29 protein-coding genes are annotated in these 26,606 nt (G+C 70.3%); 6 read left to right on the forward strand and 23 right to left on the reverse strand.

Annotated features, from left to right (window positions below):
• Window positions 1–7 precede the first annotated feature (7 nt).
• A complete protein-coding gene (locus ACZ4TR_RS21635) occupies window positions 8–571 on the forward strand; it encodes a cysteine hydrolase family protein (RefSeq protein WP_465288693.1) in 564 nt (187 codons plus the stop codon).
• On the opposite strand, the gene ACZ4TR_RS21640 is transcribed toward ACZ4TR_RS21635, so the two are convergent.
• From ACZ4TR_RS21640 to ACZ4TR_RS21655, 4 genes are all read right to left on the reverse strand, one after another.
• Window positions 543–2,558 carry a protein meaA gene (locus ACZ4TR_RS21640; protein ID WP_465288694.1) on the reverse strand — a complete coding sequence of 672 codons (2,016 nt, stop codon included), beginning with the start codon at window positions 2,556–2,558 and terminating at the stop codon, window positions 543–545. The two genes, ACZ4TR_RS21635 and ACZ4TR_RS21640, sit on opposite strands and share 29 nt — an antisense overlap.
• 84 nt (window positions 2,559–2,642) lie before the next feature.
• Complete coding sequence (locus ACZ4TR_RS21645) at window positions 2,643–3,263, reverse strand: hypothetical protein (protein WP_465288695.1); 621 nt, start codon at window positions 3,261–3,263, stop codon at window positions 2,643–2,645.
• A 64-nt stretch (window positions 3,264–3,327) separates the two neighbouring features.
• Complete coding sequence (locus ACZ4TR_RS21650) at window positions 3,328–3,864, reverse strand: hypothetical protein (protein WP_465288696.1); 537 nt, start codon at window positions 3,862–3,864, stop codon at window positions 3,328–3,330.
• A 37-nt stretch (window positions 3,865–3,901) separates the two neighbouring features.
• Window positions 3,902–4,420: a PH domain-containing protein gene (locus ACZ4TR_RS21655; protein WP_465288697.1), complete on the reverse strand. Its 519-nt coding sequence runs from the start codon at window positions 4,418–4,420 to the stop codon at window positions 3,902–3,904.
• Between the two features lie 157 nt (window positions 4,421–4,577).
• Here ACZ4TR_RS21655 and ACZ4TR_RS21660 point away from each other — a divergent pair, with 157 nt between their 5' ends.
• A complete protein-coding gene (locus tag ACZ4TR_RS21660; RefSeq protein ID WP_465288698.1) occupies window positions 4,578–5,201 on the forward strand; it encodes a LysE family translocator in 624 nt (207 codons plus the stop codon).
• Window positions 5,201–5,824 carry a LysE family translocator gene (locus ACZ4TR_RS21665; protein ID WP_465288699.1) on the forward strand — a complete coding sequence of 208 codons (624 nt, stop codon included), beginning with the start codon at window positions 5,201–5,203 and terminating at the stop codon, window positions 5,822–5,824. The genes ACZ4TR_RS21660 and ACZ4TR_RS21665 overlap by 1 nt, the downstream gene beginning before the upstream one ends.
• A 1-nt stretch (window position 5,825) precedes the next feature.
• Here the strand turns inward: ACZ4TR_RS21665 and ACZ4TR_RS21670 are convergent, their stop codons facing one another.
• The 4 genes from ACZ4TR_RS21670 to ACZ4TR_RS21685 all read right to left on the reverse strand — a co-directional run bounded on the left by ACZ4TR_RS21670 (window position 5,826) and on the right by ACZ4TR_RS21685 (window position 9,360).
• Window positions 5,826–6,833, reverse strand: coding sequence for a hypothetical protein (locus ACZ4TR_RS21670; RefSeq protein ID WP_465288700.1), 1,008 nt, complete (start codon window positions 6,831–6,833; stop codon window positions 5,826–5,828).
• 97 nt (window positions 6,834–6,930) lie between these two features.
• On the reverse strand, window positions 6,931–8,121 hold the full coding sequence (locus ACZ4TR_RS21675; protein WP_465288701.1) for an alpha/beta hydrolase family protein: 1,191 nt from the start codon (window positions 8,119–8,121) through the stop codon (window positions 6,931–6,933).
• The gene (locus ACZ4TR_RS21680; protein ID WP_465288702.1) at window positions 8,118–8,936 is read right to left on the reverse strand and encodes an NmrA family NAD(P)-binding protein; all 819 of its coding nucleotides are present in this window, start codon (window positions 8,934–8,936) and stop codon (window positions 8,118–8,120) included. Before ACZ4TR_RS21680 ends, ACZ4TR_RS21675 begins: the two co-directional genes overlap by 4 nt.
• Window positions 8,929–9,360 (reverse strand): nuclear transport factor 2 family protein, encoded by a 432-nt coding sequence (locus ACZ4TR_RS21685; protein ID WP_465288703.1) that lies wholly within the window; start codon window positions 9,358–9,360, stop codon window positions 8,929–8,931. Before ACZ4TR_RS21685 ends, ACZ4TR_RS21680 begins: the two co-directional genes overlap by 8 nt.
• Window positions 9,361–9,453: 93 nt before the next feature.
• Here ACZ4TR_RS21685 and ACZ4TR_RS21690 point away from each other — a divergent pair, with 93 nt between their 5' ends.
• Window positions 9,454–10,047 carry a TetR/AcrR family transcriptional regulator gene (locus ACZ4TR_RS21690; RefSeq protein ID WP_465288704.1) on the forward strand — a complete coding sequence of 198 codons (594 nt, stop codon included), beginning with the start codon at window positions 9,454–9,456 and terminating at the stop codon, window positions 10,045–10,047.
• 1 nt (window position 10,048) lies between these two features.
• Here ACZ4TR_RS21690 and murA read toward each other — a convergent pair whose 3' ends face one another.
• A complete protein-coding gene (gene murA / locus ACZ4TR_RS21695) occupies window positions 10,049–11,323 on the reverse strand; it encodes a UDP-N-acetylglucosamine 1-carboxyvinyltransferase (RefSeq protein WP_465288705.1) in 1,275 nt (424 codons plus the stop codon).
• A gap of 61 nt (window positions 11,324–11,384) precedes the next feature.
• Here murA and ACZ4TR_RS21700 point away from each other — a divergent pair, with 61 nt between their 5' ends.
• Window positions 11,385–11,960 (forward strand): cob(I)yrinic acid a,c-diamide adenosyltransferase, encoded by a 576-nt coding sequence (locus ACZ4TR_RS21700; protein WP_465288706.1) that lies wholly within the window; start codon window positions 11,385–11,387, stop codon window positions 11,958–11,960.
• On the opposite strand, the gene aroA is transcribed toward ACZ4TR_RS21700, so the two are convergent.
• From aroA to ACZ4TR_RS21770, 14 genes are all read right to left on the reverse strand, one after another.
• Entirely contained in the window at window positions 11,957–13,195 is a 1,239-nt protein-coding gene (gene aroA / locus ACZ4TR_RS21705) for a 3-phosphoshikimate 1-carboxyvinyltransferase (RefSeq protein ID WP_465288707.1), read from the reverse strand. The two genes, ACZ4TR_RS21700 and aroA, sit on opposite strands and share 4 nt — an antisense overlap.
• Before the next feature lie 51 nt (window positions 13,196–13,246).
• The gene (locus ACZ4TR_RS21710) at window positions 13,247–13,567 is read right to left on the reverse strand and encodes a putative quinol monooxygenase (protein WP_364520499.1); all 321 of its coding nucleotides are present in this window, start codon (window positions 13,565–13,567) and stop codon (window positions 13,247–13,249) included.
• Between the two features lie 55 nt (window positions 13,568–13,622).
• A complete protein-coding gene (locus ACZ4TR_RS21715) occupies window positions 13,623–14,057 on the reverse strand; it encodes a DUF2550 domain-containing protein (protein ID WP_257918441.1) in 435 nt (144 codons plus the stop codon).
• Window positions 14,058–14,082: 25 nt separating this feature from the next.
• The gene (locus ACZ4TR_RS21720; protein ID WP_364520497.1) at window positions 14,083–14,448 is read right to left on the reverse strand and encodes a F0F1 ATP synthase subunit epsilon; all 366 of its coding nucleotides are present in this window, start codon (window positions 14,446–14,448) and stop codon (window positions 14,083–14,085) included.
• 114 nt (window positions 14,449–14,562) lie between these two features.
• A complete protein-coding gene (atpD, locus tag ACZ4TR_RS21725) occupies window positions 14,563–15,990 on the reverse strand; it encodes a F0F1 ATP synthase subunit beta (protein ID WP_285476233.1) in 1,428 nt (475 codons plus the stop codon).
• The gene (locus ACZ4TR_RS21730) at window positions 15,990–16,928 is read right to left on the reverse strand and encodes a F0F1 ATP synthase subunit gamma (RefSeq protein ID WP_364520496.1); all 939 of its coding nucleotides are present in this window, start codon (window positions 16,926–16,928) and stop codon (window positions 15,990–15,992) included. Before ACZ4TR_RS21730 ends, atpD begins: the two co-directional genes overlap by 1 nt.
• A gap of 11 nt (window positions 16,929–16,939) precedes the next feature.
• Complete coding sequence (gene atpA / locus ACZ4TR_RS21735) at window positions 16,940–18,577, reverse strand: F0F1 ATP synthase subunit alpha (RefSeq protein ID WP_364520494.1); 1,638 nt, start codon at window positions 18,575–18,577, stop codon at window positions 16,940–16,942.
• A 57-nt stretch (window positions 18,578–18,634) separates the two neighbouring features.
• Entirely contained in the window at window positions 18,635–19,459 is an 825-nt protein-coding gene (locus ACZ4TR_RS21740; RefSeq protein ID WP_364520492.1) for a F0F1 ATP synthase subunit delta, read from the reverse strand.
• Window positions 19,460–19,466: 7 nt separating this feature from the next.
• Complete coding sequence (locus ACZ4TR_RS21745) at window positions 19,467–20,024, reverse strand: F0F1 ATP synthase subunit B (RefSeq protein ID WP_364520490.1); 558 nt, start codon at window positions 20,022–20,024, stop codon at window positions 19,467–19,469.
• Between the two features lie 30 nt (window positions 20,025–20,054).
• On the reverse strand, window positions 20,055–20,312 hold the full coding sequence (locus ACZ4TR_RS21750; protein WP_026468506.1) for an ATP synthase subunit c family protein: 258 nt from the start codon (window positions 20,310–20,312) through the stop codon (window positions 20,055–20,057).
• Window positions 20,313–20,367: 55 nt separating this feature from the next.
• Entirely contained in the window at window positions 20,368–21,168 is an 801-nt protein-coding gene (gene atpB / locus ACZ4TR_RS21755) for a F0F1 ATP synthase subunit A (protein ID WP_364520488.1), read from the reverse strand.
• 533 nt (window positions 21,169–21,701) lie between these two features.
• On the reverse strand, window positions 21,702–22,145 hold the full coding sequence (locus ACZ4TR_RS21760) for a hypothetical protein (RefSeq protein WP_465288708.1): 444 nt from the start codon (window positions 22,143–22,145) through the stop codon (window positions 21,702–21,704).
• 50 nt (window positions 22,146–22,195) lie between these two features.
• A complete protein-coding gene (locus ACZ4TR_RS21765; protein ID WP_364520484.1) occupies window positions 22,196–23,353 on the reverse strand; it encodes a glycosyltransferase family 4 protein in 1,158 nt (385 codons plus the stop codon).
• Window positions 23,354–23,427: 74 nt separating this feature from the next.
• Entirely contained in the window at window positions 23,428–24,078 is a 651-nt protein-coding gene (locus ACZ4TR_RS21770) for an L-threonylcarbamoyladenylate synthase (RefSeq protein WP_364520643.1), read from the reverse strand.
• A gap of 402 nt (window positions 24,079–24,480) precedes the next feature.
• On the opposite strand from ACZ4TR_RS21770, the gene ACZ4TR_RS21775 reads away from it, so the two are divergent.
• Window positions 24,481–26,454: a M6 family metalloprotease domain-containing protein gene (locus tag ACZ4TR_RS21775; protein ID WP_465288709.1), complete on the forward strand. Its 1,974-nt coding sequence runs from the start codon at window positions 24,481–24,483 to the stop codon at window positions 26,452–26,454.
• Window positions 26,455–26,606 lie beyond the last annotated feature (152 nt).

Below are 26,606 nucleotides of genomic sequence, written 5' to 3' on the forward strand. Positions count from 1 at the left end.
CGACGTCATGACCGAAACGGCACTCATCCTGATCGACGTCCAGCGCGGGTTCGACGAGGCAGGTTTCTGGGGACCGCGCAACAACCCCGGCGCCGAAGCGAACATGAAGGCGCTGCTCGACGCGTGGCAGGAGCGGCGGCTGCCCGTCGTGCTCGTGCACCACGACTCCGTGAAGCCGGACTCGCCGCTGCGGCCCGGTCAGCCGGGCAACGACTTCAAGCTCGAACTCGACGGCGCGCGGCCGGACCTCGTGTTCGGCAAGAAGGTGAACTCGGCGTTCCTCGGCGACGTCGACCTCGACGCGTGGCTGCGCAAGCGCGGCATCACGAGCTTCGTCCTGGCCGGTATCCAGACGAACTTCTGCTGCGAAACCACCGCGCGCATGGGCGGGAACCTGGGCTACGACGTGACTTTCGCGCTCGACGCGACGTTCACGTTCGACCTCCCGGGCGTGACCGCCGACGAGCTGTACCGCGTCACGGCGGCGAACCTGGCGAACCAGTTCGCCACCGTGAAGTCCACGAAGGAGATCCTGGCCGGCCTCAGCCGAGGCCGTGGCGCTCACGGATGAGCGAGACGATCCCGTCCATGATCCCGGTCAGCTCGTAGTCCTTCGGCGTGAACACGCGGGCGATGCCGCGCTCGGTCAGCAGCGCGGCGTCGTCCGGCGGGATGATGCCGCCGACGATCACCGGCACGTCACCGGCGCCCGCGGCGCGCAGGCCGTCGACCACAGTCGGGACGACCTCCAGGTGCGAACCGGAGAGCACCGACAGCCCGACGACGTGCACGCCCTCCTGCACGGCGGCCGCGACGATCTGCTCGGGCGTCAGCCGGATGCCCTGGTAGACGACCTCGAAGCCGACGTCGCGGGCCCGGACGGCGACCTGCTCGGCGCCGTTGGAGTGCCCGTCGAGGCCGGGCTTGCCGACCAGGATCCGCAGCCGCTCGCCGAGTTCCGCTTCGGTTTCCCGCACCCGGGAGCGGACGCGCTCGATCTCCGGGTCGCCCCCGCCGCCCGCGGTCGCGGAAACCCCGGTGGGCGCCCGGTATTCGCCGAACACCTCGCGCAGCGCCCCGGACCACTCGCCGGTGGTCACGCCCGCGCGTGCACAGTCCACAGTGGCCTCGAAGAGGTTTTCCGTGGTCTGCGCGCGTTCCTTCAGCACGGCCAGGGACCGCTCGACGGCCGCGTTGTCGCGCTGGGTGCGCCATTCCTCGATCGCGGTGACCGCCGCCTTTTCGACGGCGGGATCGATCGTCTCGATCGCCTTGGCGCCCTCGGCCTGCAGCGGCGACGGCTCGGTCGTCTCGAACTTGTTGACGCCGACCAGGACGCGCTCGCCGTTTTCCATCCCGCGGCGGTACTCGGCGAGCGACCCGACCAGCTGCGACTTCATGTAGCCGCTCTCGACCGCGGCGACCGCGCCGCCGAGGTCCTGCACACGCGCGATCTCCTCGCGCGCGCCGGCCATGATCTCGTCCACCTTGGCCTGGATGACGTGCGAGCCGTCGAAGATGTCCTCGTACTCCAGCAGGTCCGTCTCGAACGCGAGCACCTGCTGCATCCGCAGCGCCCACTGCTGATCCCACGGCCGGGGCAGGCCGAGCGCCTCGTTCCAGGCGGGCAGCTGGATGGCGCGGGCGCGGGCGCCGCGCGAAAGCGACACCGCGAGCATCTCCAGCACGATCCGCTGGACGTTGTTCTCCGGCTGGGCTTCGGTGAGCCCGAGCGAGTTGACCTGGACGCCGTAGCGCAGGCGGCGCGCCTTCGGATCCGTTACGCCGTAACGATCCCGCGTGAGCTCGTCCCAGAGCGCGGTGAACGCGCGCATCTTGGACATCTCCTCGACGAACCGGACGCCGGCGTTGACGAAGAACGAGATCCGCGCGACGACCTTGGCCATGTCGGCCTGCTCGACCTGCCCGGAGTCGCGGACGGCGTCGAGCACGGCGATCGCGGTGCACAGCGCGTAGGCGACCTCCTGCGTCGGCGTCGCGCCGGCTTCCTGCAGGTGGTAGCTGCAGATGTTGATCGGGTTCCACTTCGGCACGTGGTGCACGGTCCACGCGATCATGTCGGTGATCAGCCGCAGGCTGGGCCCCGGCGGGAAGATGTAGGTCCCGCGGGACAGGTACTCCTTGATGATGTCGTTCTGCGTGGTGCCGGTGAGCTTCGCGAGGACCTCGTCCACGTCGCGCCCCTCGGCTTCGGCCTGCTCGCGCGCCACGGAGACGTACAGCGCGAGCAGCCACATGGCCGGCGCGTTGATCGTCATCGACGTGTTGGCCTCGGCGAGCGGGATGCCGTCGAAGAGCCGCCGCATGTCGCCGATGTGCGACACGGGCACGCCCACCTTGCCGACCTCACCGCGGGAAAGCTGGTGGTCCGGGTCGTAGCCGGTCTGCGTCGGCAGGTCGAACGCCACCGAAAGCCCGGTCTGCCCCTTGGCGAGGTTGCGCCGGTAAAGCTCGTTCGACGCGGCCGCGGAGGAGTGCCCCGCGTAGGTCCGCATCACCCACGGTCGGTCTCGCTCGCGGTCCGTTGGGTACGGCACAGGACACCTCCGGCGGTGGACGTTTCGTCGAGTGTACCGACCGGTAACTTAAGGTGGCAGTGCAATCGGACACGTCCGGGTGGTTCAGCGCGGGTCCTGTGCTCGCACGACCAGGTCCCTGACCTGCTCGGCGTCCCCGATCCCGCGGAACTCCACGCGACGCAGCGACAGGGCCCTGTCCGGTGGCGGCCCCCACGCCGGCGGGGAGAAGAACGCCCCGATCCGGGCGATCGGGTCCGGCCGGCCGAAGGAGAGCGTGCCGGTGCCCGTGCGGCCAGTCCGCACGACCGGGGCCGGCACCAGCGCCAGGTACTCCCACCGCGCCCGGAACCACGGCCGTTCGTGGATCGCGAGCACCCGCAGTGTCGTGAGGAAGCAGGAGGTCGAGCGCGCCATCCGCTGCCGGAAGAAGATCAGCACGGCGGGCGGGAGGAGGCCGAACACCATCATCGGCAGGACGAAGTAGGCCATCGGGTTGTTCCGGATGAGCGACGCGGTGAAGATCAGGGACGTCAGCGCGGCCCAGACCAGGGCCATGCCCAGCCGGAGCCACTCCTCGATGTGCAGGGGGTGCCGGCGGGGCCGTCCCCACCACAGCACGTGCTCCCCCGGGAAGAGGACCGCGTGGACGGCCGGGTTCGCGCCTGCCGGTCCGGCTCCCGGATCCGAGCGGTCCTCGGCGACGTCGTCACGCTGGTCGGGCACCGGGACTCCCCTTTGTCTTACCCGGCTCACGCACGGCAAGCCCGGAGGGTTGCCCCGATCCGGGTCAGAAGAGCGAATCGTCCGGTTTGCCGGTGGCTCGCCGCCGACGGGCGGCGCCGATCGCCTCGGCGAGCAGCGCCCGCACCCGCTCCGGCTCGGGGATGCCCGCCAGAACGACCGGGAGCGGGCCGGACTTGTTCTGGTGGGCCCCGTACCTCGCGGCCGCCACGAGGTGCGGTTCGACGGTGCCGAAGGTGACGGTCCCGGTGCCGCCGCGTTCCGGCACCACGACCGGCGCGGCCAGGCCACCGAGGCGCGCGGACGTCGTCCGCCGCCACACCAGGCCCGCGTCGACGAGCACCCGCCGGTCGGTCACGACGTAGGTCAGCCGGCGGAGTTGCAGCCACCGCACGCCGGCTTGGACGAGCAGCAGAGCGCCGCCCACGGCCGTGGCCTGGAGCGCCGGCCGGCTGTCCACGGCGGACGTCATGCCGAGCAGACCGGCCACCACGGCCAAGACCAGCCCGGCCGCGAAGTAGTCGTAGCGGTGGAACAACCGCCGGATCGCCGGCTTGCCCGTCCACAGCACTGCTTCCCGCATGCACGGAGCACGTTCGAACGGGCGCCGAGGTTGTCCCTCAGGCGGCCGAAGTGTCCGTTTCCGGCGGGGCCTGGCGGGCCTTGGCCTCGTCGATGGCCTTGGTGAGCAGGTCGCGGACACGCTTGGGTTCGCCGACGCCGATCAGCGTCACTTCGCCCGTTCCGACGGTGATGGTGCCGGTGCGGGACGGCCCCGGCTTGAGGACGGGCGCGGACAGCCCGGCCAGCTCGCTGGCGCGTTCCTTCTGCCGGAACAGCCCCGAACGCGCGATGATCCGGCTGTCGGTCACGGCGTAGGTCGTGCGCCCGAGCGCGAGGTACCGGACGGCGGATCGGCCGACGGCGCCGTACAGGCCGATCACCAGCACGACGACAGCTCCGGCCATGGCGCCCCCGCTGGGCTGCTTCGCGAGCAGGAACCAGAGCGCGGCGACGGCGAGGATGAGTCCGGCAGGGGCGATCACCCCGTCCGTGGCGACGTACAACGGGCGCTGGACCGGCTCTCCCGCCCAGAGCACGCGCTCACCGGGTAGAAGCTCGATTTCCCCTGCTGACATGGCCGAACACTACTCTGCGGAGGCCCCTCCCGCCGATTTCCGCGCGCGCCGCGCACGCTCGTGCACCCTCCGTGCCCAACGCACCCCATTACGCGGCGGACGGTGTGACGGAAATCCGCGAGACCGGACCGGTGCGCGTCGTTTAGCGTGGTCAGCCGTGACGTGGAGTGCTTACGGGAGTTACCTGCTCATCGTGGTCCTGATCGTGCTCGCGCCGGGCCCGGACACGATGGTGATGCTGAAGAACGCGCTGTCCGGCGGGTTCCGGGGCGGGTTGCTCGCGTCGCTCGGCATCTTCACCGGCAACGCCGTCCAGGGCAGTGCCGCCGCGCTCGGGCTCGGCGTCCTCATCGCGCGGTCGCAGCCGGTGTTCCTCGCGCTCAAGTGGGTCGGCGCGGCCTACCTCGTCTTCCTCGGCTTCCAGGCGCTGCGCGGGGCGTTCCGCGGGAACTACGACGTCGTCGAGCAGGTCCAGCGCCGCCGCGGCGGCGGGTTCCGGCGGTTCCGCGAAGGGTTCCTCTCCAACATCACGAACCCCAAGGTGCTGGTGCTGTACCTCTCGGTGCTGCCACAGTTCCTGACGGCCGAGTCGAGCATCGGCGACTCGCTGCTGCTGGCCTACACCGTCGCGGTGCTCGGCGCGCTGTGGCTGCTGGTGCTGCTGGTGTTCGTGCACCGCGTCCGCGCGTGGCTGGGCCGCCGCCGGGTCCGCCGTGCGCTGGACGGCGTCACCGGCACCGCGCTGCTCGGGTTCGGCGCGGCCCTCGCCCTGGAGTCCTGATGACGTGGAGCACCTACCTCGGGTTCGCCGGGATGATGGCGTTCCTGGCGATGATGCCGGGCCCGGACACGATGGTCGTGCTGAAGAACGCGCTGACGGGCGGCGCCCGGGGCGGCGGCTGGGCGTGCGCGGGCATCAGCGTCGCGAACTTCCTGCAGGGCACGGCGGCGGCGCTCGGGCTGGGCGCGGTGATCACGCGCTACCAGCCGGTCTTCGAGACGGTGAAGTGGCTGGGCGCGGCCTACCTGGTGTTCCTGGGCATCCAGGCGTTGCGCGGCGCTTGGCGCGGGGACTACGAAGCCCTCGACGACGTCCGCCGCGCTCGCGCCACCCGGAGCCGCCGGTTCCGCGAGGGCTTCCTGTCGAACATCACCAACCCCAAGGTGATCGTGCTGTACCTGTCGGTGCTGCCGCAGTTCCTGACGCCGGCGTCGACGCTGGGTGACTCGCTGCTGCTGGCGTACACCGTCGCGGCGCTCGGGGTGGTGTGGCAGGTGCTGCTTCTGCTGTTCGTGCACCGGGTGCGCGCGTGGCTGCGGCGGCGCCGGGTCCGCCGTTCCCTCGACGGCGTCACCGGCACCGCGCTCATCGGCTTCGGAGCCGCCCTCGCGTTCGAGGGCTGACTCAGGAGCCGCAGCGCCAGAGGACGGGACCGGTGTCGCCGTCGCCCCGGCCGAAGACCGTTCCGTCGTCACCGATCAGGTCGGCCGACGCCGAGGTCGCCCCGTCGGGCAGCGGCAGCTTCGTCACCAGGCCGGTGCCCTGCCAGACCGCGGGCGGGCCGTCCCAGGCGCCGACCCGGCCGGCGATCGTGCCGTGGCGGTTGACGCTTTCGGCGGTGCCACCGCCTTCGAGCAGGTGCGGCGTGTCCTGCGACCACAGCACGGCCTTCGGGCCCGCGGCGTCGAGCACCGCGCCCACGGCGGTGCCGCCGCTGATCTCCCGGGCCAGCACCGGGGTCCCGGGGGACGGCGGTTGCGGGGTGAGGGTGCCCGAGCGCCAGAGGTAGGCCGAATACCCGCCGCTGAGCAGGACGGTGCCGTCTTCGTCGATGTCCACCGCGGACGCGTAGGGCAGCTCGGGCGGGGCGATGACGCGCGGTCCCGCGGCGAGCACGGACCACAGGATCACGACGCTGCCGGTCCCGCCGGGAACGCTCGCGGTGGCCACGACGTCGCCGCGGTCGTTGATCGCGTCCGCGCGCGCGTCCCGGTAGCCCGCGGGCAGCCGGAGCGGCTCGTACGTTCCGTCGCGGTACAAGAAGATCTGGTGGGTCGCCGGGGTGGTGTCGAACGACGTGGCGTTCACGAGCACCGTCCCGGAGCGGGTCTGGCCGGCGGGCACCGCCGAGTCGAAGCCGGCGGGCAGGTCGAGCTGCCGCGGTTCCCCGTGCTCCCACAGCACCACGCCGAACGCGCTCTGGCTGACGAACGTGCGGCCCGAGAAGTTCCCCTCGCCGTCCGTCGCGTCGACGTAGTAGGAGCTGGGTTCGGCGAAGGGCGGCACCGGGACCGGCTCGGCCCGCCAGGTGCACGCGGCCGGTGCCGGGTCCGCGCCCGCCGGCGCCGCCGTGACGACGGCCAGGGCCAGCACGGCCAGCCCCGCCGCCGTGATTCGCTTGACCAGGTTCATGGAGTTCCCCCTCGGTTGACTCGGTCGCCGTCACCACGCGCCGGCGCCGTTCGCCGTTGAGCACCGGGGACCCGGTTCACCCGTTCGGCCGCCCCGGTCAGAGCGTGCGGTCAAGCCAGTCGTAGACCCGGCCGGCCGCGAGCCGCTGGGCGCCGACGTGGCAGTGCGCGTCCGCGCCCTCCTCCGCCGTGAACGTCATCAGCGTCTTCGGGGCGTTCAGGTGGTCGTACAGCCGGCGCGGCTCGGTTTCCGTTTCCCCGCCGAAGAACAGGTCGTCCGCCGCTTCGCACACCAGCGCCGGGCACGTGATCTTCTCCGCGATGCCGCCCTCCAGTGTGTATTCGAGGTACTTCGCGATGAACTCGCGGTCGGTCGCCGCGCCCAGGACGTACCGGCCGTGGTCGAACGCCCAGCGCATGGTCGAGCTCGCCTCGCGGCCGGCCGCCAGGAGCGCGTCGAACTCCGGGTCCTCCGCGGCCCGCGCCCGGCGGGCGATTTCCGCGCGGTCCCACGGCAGCAGGCCGGTCACCGCCGCGCCCGCGTCGTACACGCCGTCGACCGCGACGACCGCCGCCAGGCGGGGCTCGAACGCCGCCGCGCGCGGGGCGAGCATGCCGCCGAGGCTGATGCCGAGCAGCGCCACGCGGGACGGGTCCACGCCGTCAAGCCCCAGTGCGAAGTCCACCACCGGCGTGACGACGTGCTCCCAGTCCGGCCGGAACACGAGCTTCTCGCGCCGGCGCGCGCTCGGCTGGCCCGGGCCGTCGAACGTCAGCACGTGGTAGCCGCGCTCGGCACCCGCCGCCGCGCCCAGGTAGTGGCATTCCTCGGCGCTGCCGTCGAAACCGTTGTGCACGATCAGCAGCGGCTTCGGCCCGGCACCCGGCGCTCGGTAGAAGTACCCCTGCAGAACCGTTCCCTCGTAAGGGATTTCGACCGGCTCCGCGACGCCCGCGCGCCGGAAGCACTCGACGCTGCGGTCGTACGCCGCCGCGATCCGCGGGTCCGCCGGGTCGCCGTGGAGGAAGAACTCGGACGAGAAGTAGTACGTCGACGCGCGCAGCAGCAGGTCCCGCGCGGTGATGGGCCCGGCATCGGCTGCCTCGGCGTAGAGGCGGTCGGCCAGGGCGCGGTAGGCGTCGTGCCAGCTGTCGTAGTCGCCGGCCGTCACGGTCGACGCGGCCGCGAGCACCTCGCCGAAGTCCGAGCCGCCGTAGGACGCGTGGCCGAACAGGCGCAGCGTCTCGAACCAGAACTGCGGGTCTTCGGTGAACATGAGCTGCTTCATCGGATTTCCTCTTCCACGAAGGTTTCGAACGCGCGCGCGGGCCGGCCGGTGACCTCTTCGACGGCCGGGGTGACGCGGTCTTCGGTCCCGCGCCGGATGTCCTCGTCGAGCGCGGCGAGCACCCGCGCGAAGTCCGCCGGAATTCCCGAAGCCGTCAGCCGCGCCGCGAATTCGGCGGTGCTCACGGCGCGGTGCCGCACCGGACGGCCGGTGCGCGCGGCGATGATCGATGCGGCCTCGGAATAGCTCACCGCGCCGGGGCCGGTGAGCACGTGTTCGGTGTTGTGCGGTTCGGGATCGGTGAGCGCGCGGACGGCGACCGCGGCGATGTCGCCGGCGTCGACGAACGCGACCCGCGCGTCCCCGGTGGCGGTGACGATCTCGCCGTCACGGACGCCCTGGGCGACGAGGTGCTCGCCGGTGAAGTTCTGCATGAACCAGGACGGCCGCAGCACGGCCCACTCCGGCGCCGCGCGCACCAGCCGTTGCAGGTCGCCGAGCCCGGGCGTGTCCGCCGTGACGGCCGACGAGCTGAGCAGGACGACCCGGCGGACGCCCGCCGCCAGGGCGTCGTCGAGGAAGGGCTCGACCAGGCCCGCCGGTGCGGCTTCGCCGATCGGCGCGATGAGGTAGACGGCGGTGGCGCCGCGCAGGGCGTCGGCGTGGGTCGCTCGGTCGGTCCAGTCGAACCGGACCTGCCCGGGCTCACCCGGCTTGCGCGTGGCCGCCCGAGCCGTGACGCCGCGGTCGCGCAGGCCCGCGACGACCCGGCGCCCGGTGGTGCCGGTGCCGCCGAGGACCAGGACGTCAGCCACGGGTGCCGCCGGTGAAGGCCGCGGTCAGCTCGTCGAGGCCGCCGAGGACCTCGGCCGCGGCGAGCGGGCTCCAGTAGTCGCGGTAGGAGCGGATTTCGCCGTCCGCGACGGTGATCACGGAGATGTACGACAGCTCGTACGGCTTCTGCGACGCGACGACGACCCCACCGGCGGTCAGTTCGACGACGACCACGCCGGGGTCGGCCGTTTCGTGCACGGTCTTCGCGACGATCTCGCGGATGTCGAGCAGGTTCGGGTAGTCGCGCAGGTACTCGCGGATCGCGTCGCGCCCCTCGACGCGCTTCGGGTAGCCGGGGCCGGCGAACGGGAACTCGAGGACGCCGTCCTCGGCCCACAGCCCGGCGAACCCGGCCATGTCGTGCTTGAGCAGCAGATCGAGCGCGTGGTCGACGAAGTCGTGCATCGCAGCCTCCTTGACGAGTGGACGAGACGGTACCGTCCCGACGTCACTGTAGACGGGACGGTACGGTCCCGTCCACCCGCTACACTGCCGCCCATGGCACGTACTCCGACCGGCGCCGCGGTCCTCCAGCCCGAGGTCACGCAGGCCATCACCGACGCCGTCCTGCACGAGCTCGCCGAGCAGGGCTACGGCCGGTTGTCGATGGAGGCGGTGGCGAAACGCGCCGGGGTCGGCAAGAGCGCGCTCTACCGGCGCTGGGGGTCGAAGGACGAGATGATCGCCGCGGTGATCACGGAGTTCAGCGTGACCCGCGCGGCCGACGTGGACACCGGGTCACTGCGCGGCGACCTGCGGGAGACGATGCAGGCCCTGATCGGCTGGCTGACGCACCCGCTGTTCTCGCGGATCCTGCCGGACCTGATCGCGGAGGACATGCGGAACCCGGAGCGCAGCCGCAGCACGCGCGAGAGCATCGGCAGATCGCGGCGCGAGGTCGGCGAAGTGATGCTGCGCCGGGCCATCGCCCGCGGCGAGCTGCCCGAAGACCTCGACCTGGAGATGGCGCTGGACGTGCTGGCCGCGCCGATCTACTGGCGTCTGGTGGTCCGGCAGGCCGAGGCGGAGCCGGACTACGTGGACCGGCTCGTGGACTACGCCCTGCGCGCACTGGGCGCGCAGGGCGGCTGAGTCAGTTCCGCTCGGGATCGCCGCTGACGCGCTTGATGTTCGCGCCCAGCCGGTTCAGGTTCTCCACGAAGTGCGGGTAGCCGCGGTCGATGTGGAAGACGTCCCAGACCTCGGTGACGCCGTCGGCGCACAGGCCCGCGAGCACGAGACCCGCGCCCGCGCGGATGTCGGACGCCCAGACCGGCGCGCTCGACAGCCTTTCCACCCCGCGAACCACGGCGTGGTGGCCGTCCGTGCGCGCGTCGCCGGAGAGGCGGATCATCTCCTCGATGAACCGGAACCGCGCCTCGTAGACGTTCTCCGTGATCATCGACGTGCCTTCGGACACCGCCGAGAGCGCCACCGCGAACGGCTGCAGGTCGGTCGCGAAGCCGGGGTACGGCAGCGTCACCCAGTCGACCGCCTTCGGGCGCTCGGGCTGGACCACGCGGAAACCCTTGTCGCCGAACGTCTCGACGTCCGCGCCGGCCAGCTGCAGCTTGTTCAGGATCAGGTCGAGGTGGTGCGGGTTCACGCCGCGGACCGTGATGTCGCCGCGGGTCATCGACGCCGCGAAAGCCCAGGTCGCGCCGACGATCCGGTCGCCGATCACGCTGTGCTGGGTCGGGTGCAGCTGCTCCACGCCGTGCACGGTCAGCGTCGACGTCCCGGCGCCCTCGATCTTCGCGCCCATCTCGGTGAGCATCGTGCAGATGTCGACGATCTCGGGCTCGCGCGCGCAGTTGTCGATGACCGTGGTGCCCTCGGCCAGGACGGCCGCCATCAGGATGTTCTCGGTCGCGCCGACACTGGGGAAGTCGAGCCAGATCTGCGCGCCGACCAGCGTCTCGGCCTTCGCGACGACGCAGCCGTGCTCGATGGTGCTCGTCGCGCCCAGCTTGCGCAGGCCGTTCTGGTGCATGTCCAGCGGGCGCGAGCCGATCGCGTCGCCGCCCGGCAGCGCGACGACGGCCTGCTTCAGCCGCCCGACCAGCGGGCCCAGCACGCAGACGGACGCGCGCAGCTTGCCCATCGCGGCCGAGTCCGCGCGGTGCGACAGCTCGGCCGGCGTCGTGATGGTGGCGGTGTCGCCCTCGATCACGACCTCGCAGCCGACGCTCCGCAGCACGTCGCCCATCAGCGGGACGTCGAGGATCTGCGGGCAGTTCGTGATGGTCGTGGTGCCCTCGGCCAGCAGGGCCGCGGCCATCAGCTTCAGCACGCTGTTCTTGGCGCCGACCACGTCGACCTCGCCGACCAGCCGGGCTCCGCCATGCACGTCGAAGTGCTCGCTCATGGCCGCCAATCATGCCCTCTCGCCCGGATTCGGCCCGGGCGGGGGCCGCTATGGTGGGTTCATGGTCGTTCGCATCAACCGCGTCTACACGAAGGTCGGCGACAGCGGCACGACCGCGCTCGGCGACGGGTCCCGCGTGCCCAAGACGTCCCCGCGCCTGGGCGCGTACGCGGACACCGACGAGACGAACTCGGTGCTGGGCCTGGCGATCGCGGTCGGCGGCCTCCCGGCCGAAGTGACGGACGTGCTGCGCACGGTGCAGAACGATCTCTTCGACGTCGGCGCGGACCTCTGCCTGCCGATTTCCGACGACCCGCCCTACCCGCCGTTGCGGATCACCGAGAAGTACGTCGAGCGGCTCGAGGGCTGGTGCGACGAGTTCAACGAGCGCCTGCCGAAGCTGACGTCGTTCATCCTGCCGGGCGGCACGCCGGGGGCGGCCTTCCTGCACCAGGCGCGGACGGTGTCCCGGCGCGCGGAGCGAAGCGCCTGGGCCCTGTACGAAGCCGAGCGGGAGACGACGAACCCGATCGCCCTCAAGTACCTGAACCGGCTGTCGGACCTGCTGTTCATCCTCGCCCGGCTGGCGAACCCCGAGGGTGACGTGCTGTGGCAGCCGGGCGGGCAGCCCTCCTAGATCCCCCAGCTCTCCCGCAGCGACCCGAGCGTCTGGTGGAAGCCGGGGAACGTCTTCTTCACGCACTCCGGGTCGTCCAGGGTGATACCGGGCGTCCGCAGGCCCGTGATGCTGAACGCCATCGCGATCCGGTGGTCGCGGCGGCACTTGACCAAGGCACCGGTGGGCGTGCCCGGCCGGATCTCGATCCAGTCGCGGCCCGTCTCGACCTGGATGCCCAGCGCGCGCAGGTTCTCCTCGCACGCGTCCAGGCGGTCGCACTCCTTGATGCGCGTGTTGTAGACGTCCTCGATGCGCACTGGGCCCGAAGCGAACGGCGCGATCGCCGCCAGCGTCGGGACCGTGTCGGAGATGTCGCGCATGGTCACCGTGACCCCGCGCAGGCCGTCCGAGGGCCCCGCGACCGTCACCGAATCCTCGGTCAGCTCGACGTGCGCGCCCATCTGCTCCAGCACGTCGGCGAAACGGACGTCGCCCTGCAGCGCGGCCGACCCCAGGCCCGGGATGGTCACCGTGCGGCCCGTGACCGCCGCCGCGGCCAGGAAGTAGCTGGCTGTCGACGCGTCGGGCTCCACCGGGTACTCGCACGCCTGGTACGGCTGCGGCGGCACGACGAACGTCTTGCCCTCGCGCCGGACGTCGACGCCGAAGCGCCGCATCATCTCCAGCGTGATCTCGACGTACGGCACCGACACGAGATCCGTCACCGTGATCCGCAGCCCCTCCGCGGTCAGCGGCCCGAGCAGCAGCAACGCCGTCAGGAACTGGGACGACAGCCCCGCGTCGAGGGTCAGCGAACCGCCTTTGACGCCGTTCGCGCGGATCGTCAGCGGGTGGTGCCCCGGCTCGCCCTCGAAGGTCAGGTCGACGCCGAGCTCCCGCAGCGCGTCGGTCAGGGGGCCGAGCGGCCGCCGGCGCATCTGGTCGGACGCGTCGAAGTGGAACGTGCCGGTGCCGGCGGCGGCCAGCGCGGGCAGGAACCGGGCCGTCGTGGCGCCGTCGCGGCAGAAGACGTCCGCTTCGGCGACGCCCGGGCCCGAAGGGCGGCCCTCGATGGTCCAGGCGCCCGGCTGGCGGTCGACGCCGTAACCCAGCTTGACGAGCCCCTCGGCGAAGCCCTCGGTGTCGTCCGAGTGCAGCGGACGGCCGAGGGTCGTGGTGCCGTGCGCGGCGGCGGCCAGGAACAGGCCGCGGGCGGTGACGGACTTGGAGCCGGGGATCTCGACGAGAGTCACGAACCCAAGTCTACGGAGAGCGGCACTTTCCCGTGAAAGTGCCGCCTGGGGTTACTTTGGGGAGATCTCCGCCATCGGGCCCCAGTCGGAGGCGTCCTGGACGTTGATGATCTGCGGGTGGTCGCTGAGGTAGGCGCCCAGGTTCGCGGTCGCCCACTTGAAGTGGTCGGAACCGACGTGCGCGACGGCGGCGTCCTGCCCCTCGAAGCCCTCGACCAGCACGTACGTGTTCTTGTCTTCGAGGCTGCGGGACCACTCGAAGAACCGGTTGCCCGCCTCGCCGCGGGTGTTCTTGGTGTAGTCCGCGACGATGTCCGGCCAGGCTTCCGCGTGCTCCGGCTTGACCGGGAACTTGACCACGATGAAGATCATGCGCCCAACCCTAAGCCCTCGGAACGGACTCCGGCTGTCTCGATCTGAGACAGCGTCAGGAGGCGCGCGGGAGACGGCGCCCCGGCGGGGCGGATTCGAGCCAGGAGAGGAAGCCCGTGAGCGCGCCCGGCCCCATGGCGATCTCGATCGCTTCCTGGGTTTCCGACTCGCAGCGCAGCACCGTCGAGCCTTCGGGAACGGCGTAGGCCTCGCTCCCGGACGGGTCACGCCGGTCGGCGATCTGCATGCTTTCGCGCTGGAAGACGCGGTCCGGGCCGGTCCGCAGGCTCCACACGCGGTACCAGACGAACTCGTCGCCCTCGTAGCGGCCGAGCCCCAGGTGCCAGCTGGACCGGGCGGCGTCCGGACGCCACCGCAGCGCGACGCTCACGCCCCCGCCGCGGCGCATCCGGATCCACCGCTGGCCGTACCAGGCGACCAGCACGGCGAGCACGATCAGGAGCCCGACTACGACCACGGTGATCTTCACGGCCCGGCTCCTGCCCGCATCCCGCTCAGGCCGTCTGACCTGCCGCGCGGAGCTGGGCCGTGGCCCTCGTCCGCTCGGTCTCGTCGTCGGCGCTCAGTGCCGCCTTCGCCGCGTTGACGTCGATTTCGTCGGACAGCTCGGCGCTCTCGGCGAGAATGCTCACCCCGGTGCCGGTCACGGAGAGGAATCCGCCGTGCACGGCCGCGCAGACCGTCTCGCCGTCGGTGGTCGAAACCTTGACCACGCCACCCTCGACGAGCTGCCCGAGCACGGGCTCGTGGCCGGCCATGATGCCGATCTCGCCCTCGGTGGTCTGGGCCACCACGAAAGTGGCGGTACCCGACCAGAGACGGCGCTCGACGGCCACCAGCTCCACGGACATCTCAGCCACGTAGCACTCCTTCGCTCGGGGTGTTACCACCGAGTGTAATGGGTCTGTCCTGGGTTACGAGAACGGCGGGGGCCTGAGTCCACATAGGACACTGCCCCCGCCGCGCTCCGAAAATCACTTCTTGGTGATTTCCTTGTACTTCTTCTCGAGGTCCTCGAGGCCACCGATACCCAGGAACGCCTGCTCCGGGTAGTGGTCGAAGTCACCCTTCGAGATGCGGTCGAACGACTCGATGGTCTCCGAGAGCGGCACCGTCGAGCCCGGGATCTGCGTGAACGCCTCGGCGACCAGCATGTTCTGCGACAGGAACCGCTCGATGCGGCGCGCGCGCTGAACGGTCAGCTTGTCCTCTTCCGAGAGCTCGTCCATCCCGAGGATCGCGATGATGTCCTGCAGCTCCTTGTACTTCTGCAGGATCCGGATGACCTCGGAAGCCACGCGGTAGTGGTCCTCACCGACGATGGCCGGGTCGAGGATCGTCGACGTCGACGCCAGCGGGTCCACCGCCGGGAAGATGCCCTTCTGGAAGACACCACGCGAGAGCTCGGTGGTGGCGTCCAGGTGGGCGAACGTCGCGGCCGGGGCCGGGTCGGTGTAGTCGTCCGCGGGGACGTAGATCGCCTGCATCGAGGTGATCGAGCGACCCCGGGTCGAGGTGATCCGCTCCTGCAGCTGACCCATCTCGTCGGCCAGCGTCGGCTGGTAACCCACGGCCGAAGGCATGCGGCCCAGCAGGGTCGACACCTCGGAACCGGCCTGGGTGAACCGGAAGATGTTGTCGATGAACAGCAGCACGTCCTGGTTCTGCACATCGCGGAAGTACTCCGCCATGGTCAGCGCGGACAGGGCGACGCGCATGCGCGTGCCCGGCGGCTCGTCCATCTGGCCGAACACGAGGGCGGTGTCGTTGATGACGCCGTCTTCGCTCATCTCCAGGAAGAGGTCGTTGCCCTCACGGGTGCGCTCGCCGACCCCGGCGAACACCGACGTACCACCGAAGTTCCGGGCGACACGGGTGATCATCTCCTTGATGAGCACCGTCTTGCCGACGCCGGCGCCGCCGAACAGGCCGATCTTGCCACCCTGGACGTACGGGGTGAGCAGGTCGACGACCTTCAGGCCGGTCTCCAGCATCTCCGTCTTGCCCTCGAGCTGGTCGAAGGACGGCGGGTTGCGGTGGATGCCCCAGCGCTCGAGGTCGTCGCCGTAGCCGGGCTCGTCGAGGCACTCGCCGAGCGCGTTGTAGACGTGGCCCTTGACCTTGTCGCCCACCGGCACGGTGATCGGCTTGCCGGTGTCGGTGACCTCGGCGCCCCGGACCAGGCCGTCCTGCGGCTGGAGCGAGATGGTGCGGACGAGGTTGTCACCCAGGTGGCTGGCGACCTCGAGGGTCACCGTCTTCCGGAGCTGCTCGAACTCGATCTCGACCTTGAGGGCGTTGAACTGGTCGGGCACGGAACCGCGCGGGAACTCGACGTCGACGACCGGACCGGTCACCGACACGATGCGCCCCTTGGCGCGCGGGGCTTCAGTACTGGTCATCAATCATCACTTCCTGCTGCGGTGAGCGCGTTCGCGCCACCGACGATTTCGGAGATCTCCTGGGTGATCTGCGCCTGGCGGGCCTGGTTCATCTCCCGCGTCAGGTTGCCGACCAGCTCGTTCGCGTTGTCCGACGCGGCCTTCATCGCCGTCCGGCGGGCGGCCAGCTCGGACGCCGCCGACTCGAGCAGCGCCGAGTAGAGACGCGTGTTGATGTACTTCGGCAGGAGCGCGTCCAGGAGCTTGTCGGCGCTCGGCTCGAACTCGTAGCTGGGGAGCAGCCCGGCGGGCTTCTCCTCTTCGCCTTCGGAGTACTCGACCTCGAGCGGCGCGACGCGCTTGGCGGTCGGGCGCTGCGTCAGCATCGACACGAACTCGGTGTAGACGATGTGGATCTCGTCGACACCCTCGATACCGTCGGCGTTGCCGTGCTCGTCGTCCACGCCGCGCATGAACGACTCCACCAGGGCGTCCCCGGCCGCGACCGCGTCGGCGTAGCCCGGCTGGTCGGAGAAGCCCGTCCAGCCGTCGACGACGTCGCGGTTGCGGAACCGGTAGTAGTTCAGCCCCTTGTTGCCGGTGACGTAGACCTTCGGCTCCTTGCCCTCGTCACGAAGCAGGGCGAGCAGCTCTTCGGTCGCGCGCAGCACGTTGGAGTTGTACCCACCGCATTGGCCCTTGTCGCTGGTCACGACCAGGACGGCGGCCCGCTTCGGGTTCGGGCGCTCCACCAGCATCGGGTGGTCGAGCGTGGTGGCCGCGCCGGCCAGCGCCGAGAGCACCTTGGTGATCTCGTCGGCGTACGGCCGGGAAGCGGCGACCCGCGCCCGCGCCTTCGTGATGCGCGCGGTGGCGATGAGCTCCATCGCCTTGGTGATCTTGCCGATCGACTTGGTCGCCTTGATGCGCGACCGGAGTTCCCGGAGTTGTGCGGCCATGAGCTACCAGCTCACTTCTTCGGGGCGGGCTTGTTGACCTTGACGGTCTCCTGCCCGACCTTGTCGGATTCCATGGCGTCCGCGTTCGCCTCGAGCGGCTTGCCCTCGGAGGTCGTGAACTCCTTCTTGAACTCGTTCACCGCGTCGACCGCCTTCTCGCGAGTCTCCTGGGGGAACTTGCCCGATTCGCGGATGCCGTCGAGCAGGTCGGCGTGCTTGCGGCGGGCCGAGTCGAGGAACTCGTGGTTGAAGCGGCGGACGTCCTCGGTCGGGACCGAGTCGTAGTGGCCGTTCGTGCCCAGGTACACCGTGAGGACCTGCTCCTCGACCGGGATCGGCGAGTACTGCGGCTGCTTGAGCACCTCGTACAGCCGGGCACCGCGCTCGAGCTGCGCCTTCGACGCGTCGTCGAGGTCCGAGGCGAAGGCGGCGAACGCCTCCAGCTCGCGGTACTGCGAAAGGTCGATCCGGAGCGAGCCCGCAACGTCCTTCATCGCCTTGACCTGCGCGGCACCACCCACGCGGGACACCGAGATGCCCACGTCGATGGCCGGGCGCTGGCCGGCGTTGAACAGGTCCGACTGGAAGAAGCACTGGCCGTCGGTGATCGAGATGACGTTCGTCGGGATGTAGGCCGACACGTCGTTGGCCTTGGTCTCGATGATCGGCAGCCCGGTCAGCGAGCCGGCACCCAGCTCGTCCGACAGCTTCGCGCACCGCTCCAGCAGGCGGGAGTGCAAGTAGAAGACGTCGCCGGGGAACGCCTCGCGGCCCGGCGGGCGGCGCAGCAGCAGCGAGATCGCGCGGTACGCGTCGGCCTGCTTGGTCAGGTCGTCGAACACGATGAGGACGTGCTTGCCCTCGTACATCCAGTGCTGGCCGATGGCCGAGCCGGTGTACGGCGCGATCCACTTGAAGCCGGCGGAGTCCGACGCGGGAGCCGCGACGATGGTGGTGTACTCCATCGCGCCCGAGTCCTCGAGGGACTTCTTGACCGCGGCGATCGTGGAGCCCTTCTGGCCGATGGCGACGTAGATGCAGCGAACCTGCTTCTTCGGGTCGCCGGTCTCCCAGTTGGCCTTCTGGTTGATGATCGTGTCCACCGCGACGGCCGTCTTGCCCGTCTTGCGGTCACCGATGATCAGCTGGCGCTGGCCGCGGCCGATCGGGGTCATCGCGTCGATGGCGGTGATGCCGGTCTGCAGCGGCTCCGACACCGGCTGGCGCTCGACCACCGAAGCGGCCTTGACCTCCAGCGGACGGCGGTCGGTGGTCTCGATCTCGCCGAGGCCGTCGATGGGGGCGCCCAGCGGGTTGACGACGCGGCCGAGGTAGCCGTCGCCGACCGGCACCGACAGGACCTGCCCGGTGCGCTTGACCTGCTGGCCCTCTTCGATGCTTTCGAAGTCACCGAGGATCGCGGCACCGATGGAGCGCGCGTCCAGGTTCAGTGCGACGCCCAGGACGCCGCCGGGGAACTCGAGCAGCTCGTTGGCCATGGCCGAGGGCAGGCCCTCGATGTGGGCGATGCCGTCACCGGCGTCGATCACGGTGCCAACTTCTTCCCGGCTCACGTCCGGGGCGTAACTCGAGACGTAGTTCTCGATCGCGCTACGGATCTCATCCGAGGAGATCGTCAGCTCGGCCATGTCTTTCCCGCTCTCGCTTCGTTCTTGCCAGTATGCAAAGTCTTGTGTGACCTGGGGCTATGCCCGGGCCAGCCGCCTGCGCAGCGCCGCCAGCTGCCCCGACGCGCTCCCGTCGATGACCTCGTCGCCGACGCGGACGACGAGCCCGCCGCCGAGCCGGGGGTCGACCTCGACGTGCAGCGCGATCTGCCGCCCGTAGATGTCGTTCAGCTTCGCGCCCAGCTGGGCGGTCTGCTCGTCGGTCAGGGCGCTCGCGCTGGTCACGTACGCGACCGAGCGCCGGCGGCGTTCCGCGGCCAGCTTGACCAGCTCGTCGAGCCCGACGCCGACGCCGCGGCCCTTGGCCCGGCGGACGACCTGCTCGACGAGGGTCTCGGTGACCACGTCCACCTTGTCGGCGAACAACCCGCGCACCAGCGTCCGCTTGGCTTCCGCGGGGCCGGTCAGGTCCGAGAGCGCCGTCTCGAGCTCCGGGTGGTTGGCCACGACCCGCGAGACCTGGAACAGCTGGGTCTCGACGGCGTCGATGTTGCCGGTCTTCTCGGCCGCGGTGAGCAGCGCGGAGCGACCGAGCGACTCGAGTCCGTCGACCAGCTGACGCGGGCTGGACCAGCGGCTGCCCGCCACGGCGTCGAGCACCTTCAGGGCCGGTTCGGACAGCTTGCCGTCGAACAGCCGACGCACCAGCGCGGTGCGCGCTTCCGGCGTCGCCGAGGCGTCGCTCACCGCCCGGCGCAGGCCGATCTCCCGGTCCAGCAGGTCGACGACCGAGAGCAGCTCGTCGCCGACCGTGGCCGCGTCGGCTCCCGCGTCGGCCAGAACCTCGCCGAGGCGTTCCTCGGCGAGGCCGAGCGCTTCACGGCTCGCAGCATGCAGCGTCATCTCTGGTCTACTTCCCCGCTCCACCAGCGGCACCGGCGGTGTCCAGCTCCGCGAGGAACCGGTCGACGGTGCCACGACGGCGCGCCTCGTCTTCGAGCGACTCGCCGACGATGCGGCTGGCCAGCTCCACGGCGTTGCGGCCCATGTCGGCCCGCAGCTCGGCGATGATCTGCGCCTTCTGGGCCTGCAGCTGAGCGTGCCCCTGGGCGACGATGCGCTGGGACTCGGACTCGGCCTCGGCCCGCAGCTCCGCCTTGATCTGCTCGGCTTCGAGCCGGGCGTCGTCGCGGATCTTCGCGGCCTCGCTCCGGGCCTCCTGCAGCTGCGCCTTGTACTTCGCCAGCGCGTCTTCGGCTTCGGCCTGGGCCTTCTCGGCCTTCTCGATGCCGCCCTCGATCATCTGGGCGCGCTCTTCGTACGCGGCCTCGAAGCGAGGGACGACGTACTTCTTAAGAACGAGCAGCAGGATCACGAAGGCGACGATCCCGAGAATGACCTCGGGAATGTGCGGGATGATCGGGTTGGGCGCCTCTTCGGCGGCCAACACCAAGTCAGTCTTCAGCACGTCGTCTCCTTAAGCGATGAGCTGGCGAACTCAGGCGGCGGAGGCGATGAAGTAGATGACGATACCGATCAGGGCCAGCACCTCGGTAAGCACGAAGGTCGAGAAGCCGATGCCCTGCAGCTTGCCCTGCGCCTCCGGCTGACGCGCGGTGCCGTTGATGACGGCGGCGAAGATCAGGCCCACACCGATACCCGGGCCGATCGCGCCCAGGCCGTACCCGATGGCGGCGAGGCCGGGGTTGATGTTGACGGCCTGCTCGGCGGCCTGGGCCAGAACGATGTTGCTCACGTGCATTTCCCTTCACTTCGGTCCGCGCGCTCGCGCGGATCGGGGGCTTGTGTTCTCAGTGCTCCGACGCCAGCGCGGCGCCGATGTACCCGGCCGACAGCAGGGCGAAGATGTAGGCCTGCAGCACCTGGATGAAGGCTTCGAGGAAGGTCATCAGAATCGCGAAGACGAACGCCACCGGCGAGACGAGCTTGAGCCCGAAACCGTCGGTCTCGGTCAGCAGGAAGCTGCCGCCGAGGGTGAACACCATGATGATGAGGTGACCGGCGAACATCGCGGCGAACACTCGGATGGCGAGCGTGGCCGGCGCGATGAAGAACTTCTGCGCGAACTCGATCGTCGAGAACAGCGGCAGCACGAAGCCCGGGACTCCGGCCGGTGCAAGCTCCTTCTTCAGGTATCCCCTGAAGCCGTAGCGCTTGAAACCGACGTAGTGGTAGACCGGGTAGACGACCAGCACCGAAAGCGCGAGCGGGAAACCGATCCGCGCCATGGTCGGGAACTGGAAGAACGGGATGATCCCGAACAGGTTGTTCACCAGTACGAAGGTGAACAGGCCGAGGATCAGCGGGATGAACGGCTTGAAGTCCTTCGAGCCGATCTGTTCCCGCGCGATGTTGTTGCGGCCGAAGTTGTAGACCGACTCGGCGATGAACTGCGACTTGCCGGGGACGACCTTCAGCTTCCGGGACGCCAGCACGAAGTAGGCGATGATGATGACCAGCGAGATCACCACGAGCAGCATCGGCTTGGTGAAGCTGCCCCAGTACCCGGAGCCGAAGATAGGCGGCAGGTTGAAGTCCGCCACACCGGGGGGCGTGAATGTGCCACCCTCGGTCAGTACCAGCGCGCCCACTGGGCTCCTTCCGGTTCTCCCGGCCGGCGTTCACTCCGCCGGGGGAATCGTCACGATCTGGACTTAACGTACCCGATACGTATCGGGACGTCGGAGGCGGCTACCCCACGGTTCGCAGAACACACCTTCACGTTCTGCACACGGGGTTGTCTCGCGTGAACACTGCCCTGCGGTCTACTTCGGACCAGCGGCGAAGAGGCGGAACTACACGGTCGCCACACTGCTGATCGCGGTTCGTCTTAGGGAGCGTGCGGCCGAGGCCGCCACCCTTGACGCGGACCATACCAGCAGGTCAATCAGTGCCGTACAGGCGTACTCCATACCAACCGATCAGCGCAGGACCTAAGTCCCGGGTCGATCCGGGACCCAGGTCCGGGGCCGGGCGGGACCGGCTCCGGAACGTCGCAGGCGGCGGGTCCCGGCAGCTTTTCGAGGAGCGCACGAAGGCGCACTTTTGTGGTCCCGGTCACACTCGGCCGGCCGCAGTGCGGTGCACGGTGAGTAACGGAAGAACCGGGCGTTCCGGACCGGCGTCAGGAGGGGATGATCGTCGGGATCTTGGTCTTGCGGAAGGCCGCGAACTCGGCCGCGGCGGCCAGCAGGATGGCGACGATCATCGTGATGCCCAAGGACATCGGGTGCAGCGCGGTGACGCCCTTGAGCAAGGTGAGCGCACCGAACAGCAGCACGACCTTCACGACGTACCCGCCGAGCGCGATGACCATGACGAACATCGGGTCCTGGCCGGCGCTGAACTTCATCAGGCCCAGGGTGGACAGCGACGCCAGCATGGCGAGCACCCCGCCGACGAGCGAGCCCAGGAAGCCGGGCAGGCCGTTGAGGATGCTGAAGAGCACGATGCAGACGATCACCGCGGGCGGGGTGATCAGCAGCGAAGCCTTCGTCATCGCGCGGGCGGCCTGCAGCACCACCTTGGCGTGCGGGTTCTCCTGCGCTTCGGTTCCGGTCTCGCTCACGGCATGGCTCCCTGCTCGGTTCAGCCACCGAGTGTAGAGAACGCGCCTGGTCAGGTTCCGGCCTGGTTGCGCGAACGCAGGCGCGGGACGATCGAGACGACGACCGCGAACACCAGCCCGACCCCGATGATCCACAGCGCCGCCGCGTCGTCGAACAGGGTCACCGAGACCGCGCCGAACGCCAGGATCCCGGCCCACAAGTAGATGAGCAGCACCGCGCGGCGCTGGGAGTGGCCGATCTCCAGCAGCCGGTGGTGCAGGTGCATCTTGTCGGCCGCGAACGGGCTCTCGCCGCGGCGCGTGCGCCGGACGACCGCCATGATCAGGTCCAGCAGCGGGACGAACAGCACCGCCGCCACGACCACCAGCGGCGACAGCAGCGCGATCGCGTCCTTGCCGCTGAACTGCGGGTACGGCACGCGCCCGGACGCGGACGTCGTCGCGCCCGCGAGCATCAGGCCGATCATCATCGACCCGGAGTCGCCCATGAAGATCTTGGCGGGCTGGAAGTTGTACGGCAGGAACCCCAGACACGCGCCGGCGAGCGTGGCCGCGATCAGCGCGGGCGGGTAGGTGCCGACGTCGCCGCCGGAGCTGTCGAGCAGGCCGAGGGAGAACGCGCACGTCGCCGCCGCCGCGATGAACCCGAGGCCGCCGGCCAGCCCGTCGAGGCCGTCGACGAAGTTCATCGCGTTGACCATCACCACGACCATCACGACGGTGAGCAGCGCGCCCTGGTTCTTGTCGAGCACCAGCACCGAGCCGAACGAGTCGCCCTGCCCGCCCCACGGCACCCAGAACGACACCCACTGCACGCCGAAGATGACCAGGATCCCGGCGCACATGACCTGGCCGGCCAGCTTCGTCCAGGCGTCCAGCTCGAACCGGTCGTCGAGCGCGCCGATCAGCGAGATGACCCCCGCCGCGAGCAGCACGCCGACCGAGTCGAACGAAGCGTCGAAACCGTGCGACAGCGCGGGCAGCTGGTGGGCGAGGCCCATCGCGCCGGCGACGCCGAGGAAGATGCCGATCCCGCCCATCCGCGGGATCGGGGCGACGTGGACGTCGCGCGCCCGCGGGTTGGCGATCGCGCCGACGCGGATCGCGAGGCGCCGGACGACGCCGGTGAGCAGGTACGTCACCGCCGTCGCGGTCAGCGCGACGAGGATGTATTCCCGGATGGGGAGAAGACCGGATGTGGGCGGCACGGGTGCGTCACGCTCGCGGGGTCGGGGTCACCCGCGACACGCTATCGTGTCGCGGTTTCCGACGTGATCCGGCTTCAGGCCAACGATTCCGCGGGTACACCGAGCACCTCCGCGATGGCGTCCTTGCTCACGGCGCCCTCGCGCAGCACCACCGGTTCGGTGCCGGTGAGGTCCACGATGCTCGACGCGACGGGCTCGCCGCTCGACCCGCCGTCGAGGTACACCGCGACCGAGTCACCGAGCTGTTCCTGCGCCTCCTGCGCGGTGCTGGCCGGCGGCCGGCCCGAGACGTTCGCGCTCGACACGGCCATCGGGCCGACGTCGCGCAGCAGCTCCAGGGCCACCGGGTGCAACGGCATCCGGAGCATCACGGTGCCGCGGGCGTCGCCGAGGTTCCACTGCAGACTCGGCGCGTGCGGGAGCACGATGGACAGATCGCCCGGCCAGAACGCTTCGACGAGCGCGCGCGCCTGCGGGGGCACGCCGAGCACCAGGCCGTCCACAGTGGACCACGATCCGACGAGCACGCCGACCGGCATGTCCGGGCCGCGGTTCTTCGCGCGCAGCAGCGCCTGGACGGCGCCCGCGTCGAACGCGTCGGCACCGATGCCGTAGACCGTGTCGGTCGGCAGGACGACCAGCCTGCTCGACCGCACCGCGCCCGCGGCCGCCGCCAGTCCGTCGGCCCGGGACTCCCGCTTGCTGCAGTCGTAGACCACGCTCATGAGCGCCAAGCGTAGTCCCGCCGCCGGAGCGGGCGTCCGCCGCGTCACACCGGCCGGGCCCGCGGCGGGCGCGGCGACACCGGCGGGTATCGGCGCGCGGCCCGCGGGGGGCGCCCCCGTCTTCCACGCTACCGGCGAGCACCGACGGTTTCCGGCGTTCGCGGCGCGCGCGGCCGGACTTGTCCACAGCACCGGACTGCAGTGAATGACCCATTCACCTCGTCCGGCGCCAGGAATGAGTCATTCACTGCGGTCCGGCGCGAGGTGCTCGTCGCCGGCCAGACTTTCGTCGTGGGGCAAGCGGGTGGACCTCGCCGCGAGGCGGAACCGGGACAGCGAGGCTCAATACGGTCGATCTTCGGGAACCACCACCCCCGTGGGTTCCCAGTGAAGGAGCCGCAGATGCGTTCCAGAACCCCGAAGGCGCTCGTCCTGCTCGCCGCGGTCACCGTCCTCACCGGGCTCGGCGCCGGCACCGCCGCCGCCGAGCCGCTGACCCGCGGCTGGCCGGCGCCGATCGACGCCGCGCACTGGGAGAACCAGGACCACATGACCTGGTCGGACTACAAGAAGGTGCCCGGCACGAACTGGGCCGATCCTTCCCTGAAGCCGACGCAGCGCACGTTCAAGGGCGCGGTCGTCCTCGCCGACTACCCGGACCAGGACTTCGTCGTCACGAAGCCGGCGAACTCGACGATCTTCGGCAACCCCGGCCCCGCCGCCGCGAACATCCCGCGGGCCGGCGTCGCGCAGTACTACCAGGACTTCCTCAACAAGCCCGAAGCGCTCAACAACGGGCACACGATCAACGAGTACTGGATGGAGGACTCCGGCGGCCGCTTCGGTGTGCAGCTGACCGCGTTCGGGCCGTACCGGATGCCGGGGAAGTCCTACGAGTACGGCATGGAGTTCCAGCCGGGCGCCTGCCCGCCCGGCGCGAACTGCGCCCGGGACATCCGCAAGGACGCCGGCGACGCCTGGCGCGCCGACGTCGGCGACACCGCGAACCAGTTCGACTTCGTCTTCTACCTGTCGGCCGGCCAGGACGAGAGCTCGACCTGGCAGGAGTTCGGCGAGATGAAGTTCGGCACCAAGGAGAGCGTGCCGGACGCGTTCGGCCCGCCGGACCACGACCTGCCCAACTACGCGGCGACGCGGTACGTGCCGTGGACGTCGTGGGCGTCGGCCGCCAGCATCTGGCCGAACGCCCAGAACGGCAGCTCGGTGCAGGCCGAGAGCTCGGGTCAGTCGACCTACGCCCACGAGTTCAGCCACATCCTGGGCATCGGCGACAACTACAACAACCCGTTCGGCGTCCCGCCGTCCCGCAGCTACAGCGGACCGTGGGACATGCTGTCGCGCGGGACGTTCAACGGGCCCGGCGGCCCGCACACGCGCTGGCAGATCCCGGCGACGCAGGGCAGTTCGATGGGTGCCCAGCACCAGCTGCGCAACAAGCTGAAGCTCGGCATCGTCGACCCGGCGGACGTCCTGCAGCTGGACCGGACCGCGCTGGCGTCCTCGGGTCCGGTGTCGGCCCGCCTGACCGCGCGGGAGACGGAGGCGCAGCCCGGCGCGTTCACCGGGCTGAACATCAAGCTCACCGGTGGCGACAAGGCGCCGAAGTGCGACCGCGCCAAGGACCCGTTCTGCGACGGCGGCGGCTACGACAACTACACCGTCGAGGTCGTCGACCGGATGGGCGCGGACTCGTTCGCCCCGGACTCCGGCGTCCTGATCACCAAGACGAAGAACAAGGACGACGCGCCCTTCGACTGGGTGATCGACGCGAACCCGCAGGACATCGGCATCACCGACTACACGAAGCCGGACGGCACGCCGGTGAAGATCACCGTCGGCGACTACCGGCAGCTCAACGACGCCCTGTTCAAGGCGGGCACCGAGGCGTCGGCCCCGTACGAGTACACGGACGAGGCGAACCGATTGCGGTTCCTGATCACCGACCTGGCCCGCGACCGCCGCGGCGTCCTGTCGTACACGGTGACGGTGGCGTCTCTGGACGGGTCGGGCAGCCAGGCACGCGGAGCGGCGGTGACCCCGGCCCCGCCGGCGTTCGCCCGCGGCGGCCTCGCGACGTGCGACTTCGGCCTGCTCAACACGGGTTCGGCCCGCGGCGCGCAGGCACCGTATGACACGGACACGTACCGGCTGAGCGTGTCGACGGACGCCCGAGGCTGGCAGGTCCGGCTGCCGAACGAGCTGGCGACGGCGAAGTTCGGCGGGCACGTGAAGGTGCCGGCGTACGCGAAGCGAGGATCGGGCGGTGACCTGGCGGCCCGGGTGAAGCTGACGGCGACGTCGGTGAGCGACCCGTCGAAGACCGCGACGGCGAGCTGCACGGCGTTCGGCTTCTAGCGCCCGGCCGAGGTCCGGCGCCCCGCGGCGGCCCTCCCCAAGCGCCCCAATGTGGCGGGGTGTGTGGCCTACGCAACAAAAGCCACACCCGGTGGGGGGGAAAGAACCAACCAACACCCTTAGCGCTCACCCCCCCACGTGGAAAAAGCCGG

Source organism: Amycolatopsis sp. NPDC028719 (genome assembly GCF_055565395.1).

Excerpts from the sequence above, each read along its gene's own strand:
- ACZ4TR_RS21635 (WP_465288693.1), top strand. The coding sequence starts at position 8 with ATGACCGAAACGGCACTCATCCTGATCGACGTCCAGCGCGGGTTCGAC.
- ACZ4TR_RS21650 (WP_465288696.1), bottom strand. The coding sequence starts at position 3,864 with ATGCGGGAAGCAGTGCTGTGGACGGGCAAGCCGGCGATCCGGCGGTTG.
- ACZ4TR_RS21655 (WP_465288697.1), bottom strand. The coding sequence starts at position 4,420 with ATGTCAGCAGGGGAAATCGAGCTTCTACCCGGTGAGCGCGTGCTCTGG.
- ACZ4TR_RS21665 (WP_465288699.1), top strand. The coding sequence starts at position 5,201 with ATGACGTGGAGCACCTACCTCGGGTTCGCCGGGATGATGGCGTTCCTG.
- ACZ4TR_RS21670 (WP_465288700.1), bottom strand. The coding sequence starts at position 6,833 with ATGAACCTGGTCAAGCGAATCACGGCGGCGGGGCTGGCCGTGCTGGCC.
- ACZ4TR_RS21675 (WP_465288701.1), bottom strand. The coding sequence starts at position 8,121 with ATGAAGCAGCTCATGTTCACCGAAGACCCGCAGTTCTGGTTCGAGACG.
- ACZ4TR_RS21685 (WP_465288703.1), bottom strand. The coding sequence starts at position 9,360 with ATGCACGACTTCGTCGACCACGCGCTCGATCTGCTGCTCAAGCACGAC.
- ACZ4TR_RS21690 (WP_465288704.1), top strand. The coding sequence starts at position 9,454 with ATGGCACGTACTCCGACCGGCGCCGCGGTCCTCCAGCCCGAGGTCACG.
- murA (WP_465288705.1), bottom strand. The coding sequence starts at position 11,323 with ATGAGCGAGCACTTCGACGTGCATGGCGGAGCCCGGCTGGTCGGCGAG.
- ACZ4TR_RS21700 (WP_465288706.1), top strand. The coding sequence starts at position 11,385 with ATGGTCGTTCGCATCAACCGCGTCTACACGAAGGTCGGCGACAGCGGC.
- ACZ4TR_RS21710 (WP_364520499.1), bottom strand. The coding sequence starts at position 13,567 with ATGATCTTCATCGTGGTCAAGTTCCCGGTCAAGCCGGAGCACGCGGAA.
- atpD (WP_285476233.1), bottom strand. The coding sequence starts at position 15,990 with ATGACCAGTACTGAAGCCCCGCGCGCCAAGGGGCGCATCGTGTCGGTG.
- ACZ4TR_RS21730 (WP_364520496.1), bottom strand. The coding sequence starts at position 16,928 with ATGGCCGCACAACTCCGGGAACTCCGGTCGCGCATCAAGGCGACCAAG.
- atpA (WP_364520494.1), bottom strand. The coding sequence starts at position 18,577 with ATGGCCGAGCTGACGATCTCCTCGGATGAGATCCGTAGCGCGATCGAG.
- ACZ4TR_RS21740 (WP_364520492.1), bottom strand. The coding sequence starts at position 19,459 with ATGACGCTGCATGCTGCGAGCCGTGAAGCGCTCGGCCTCGCCGAGGAA.
- ACZ4TR_RS21770 (WP_364520643.1), bottom strand. The coding sequence starts at position 24,078 with ATGAGCGTGGTCTACGACTGCAGCAAGCGGGAGTCCCGGGCCGACGGA.
- ACZ4TR_RS21775 (WP_465288709.1), top strand. The coding sequence starts at position 24,481 with ATGCGTTCCAGAACCCCGAAGGCGCTCGTCCTGCTCGCCGCGGTCACC.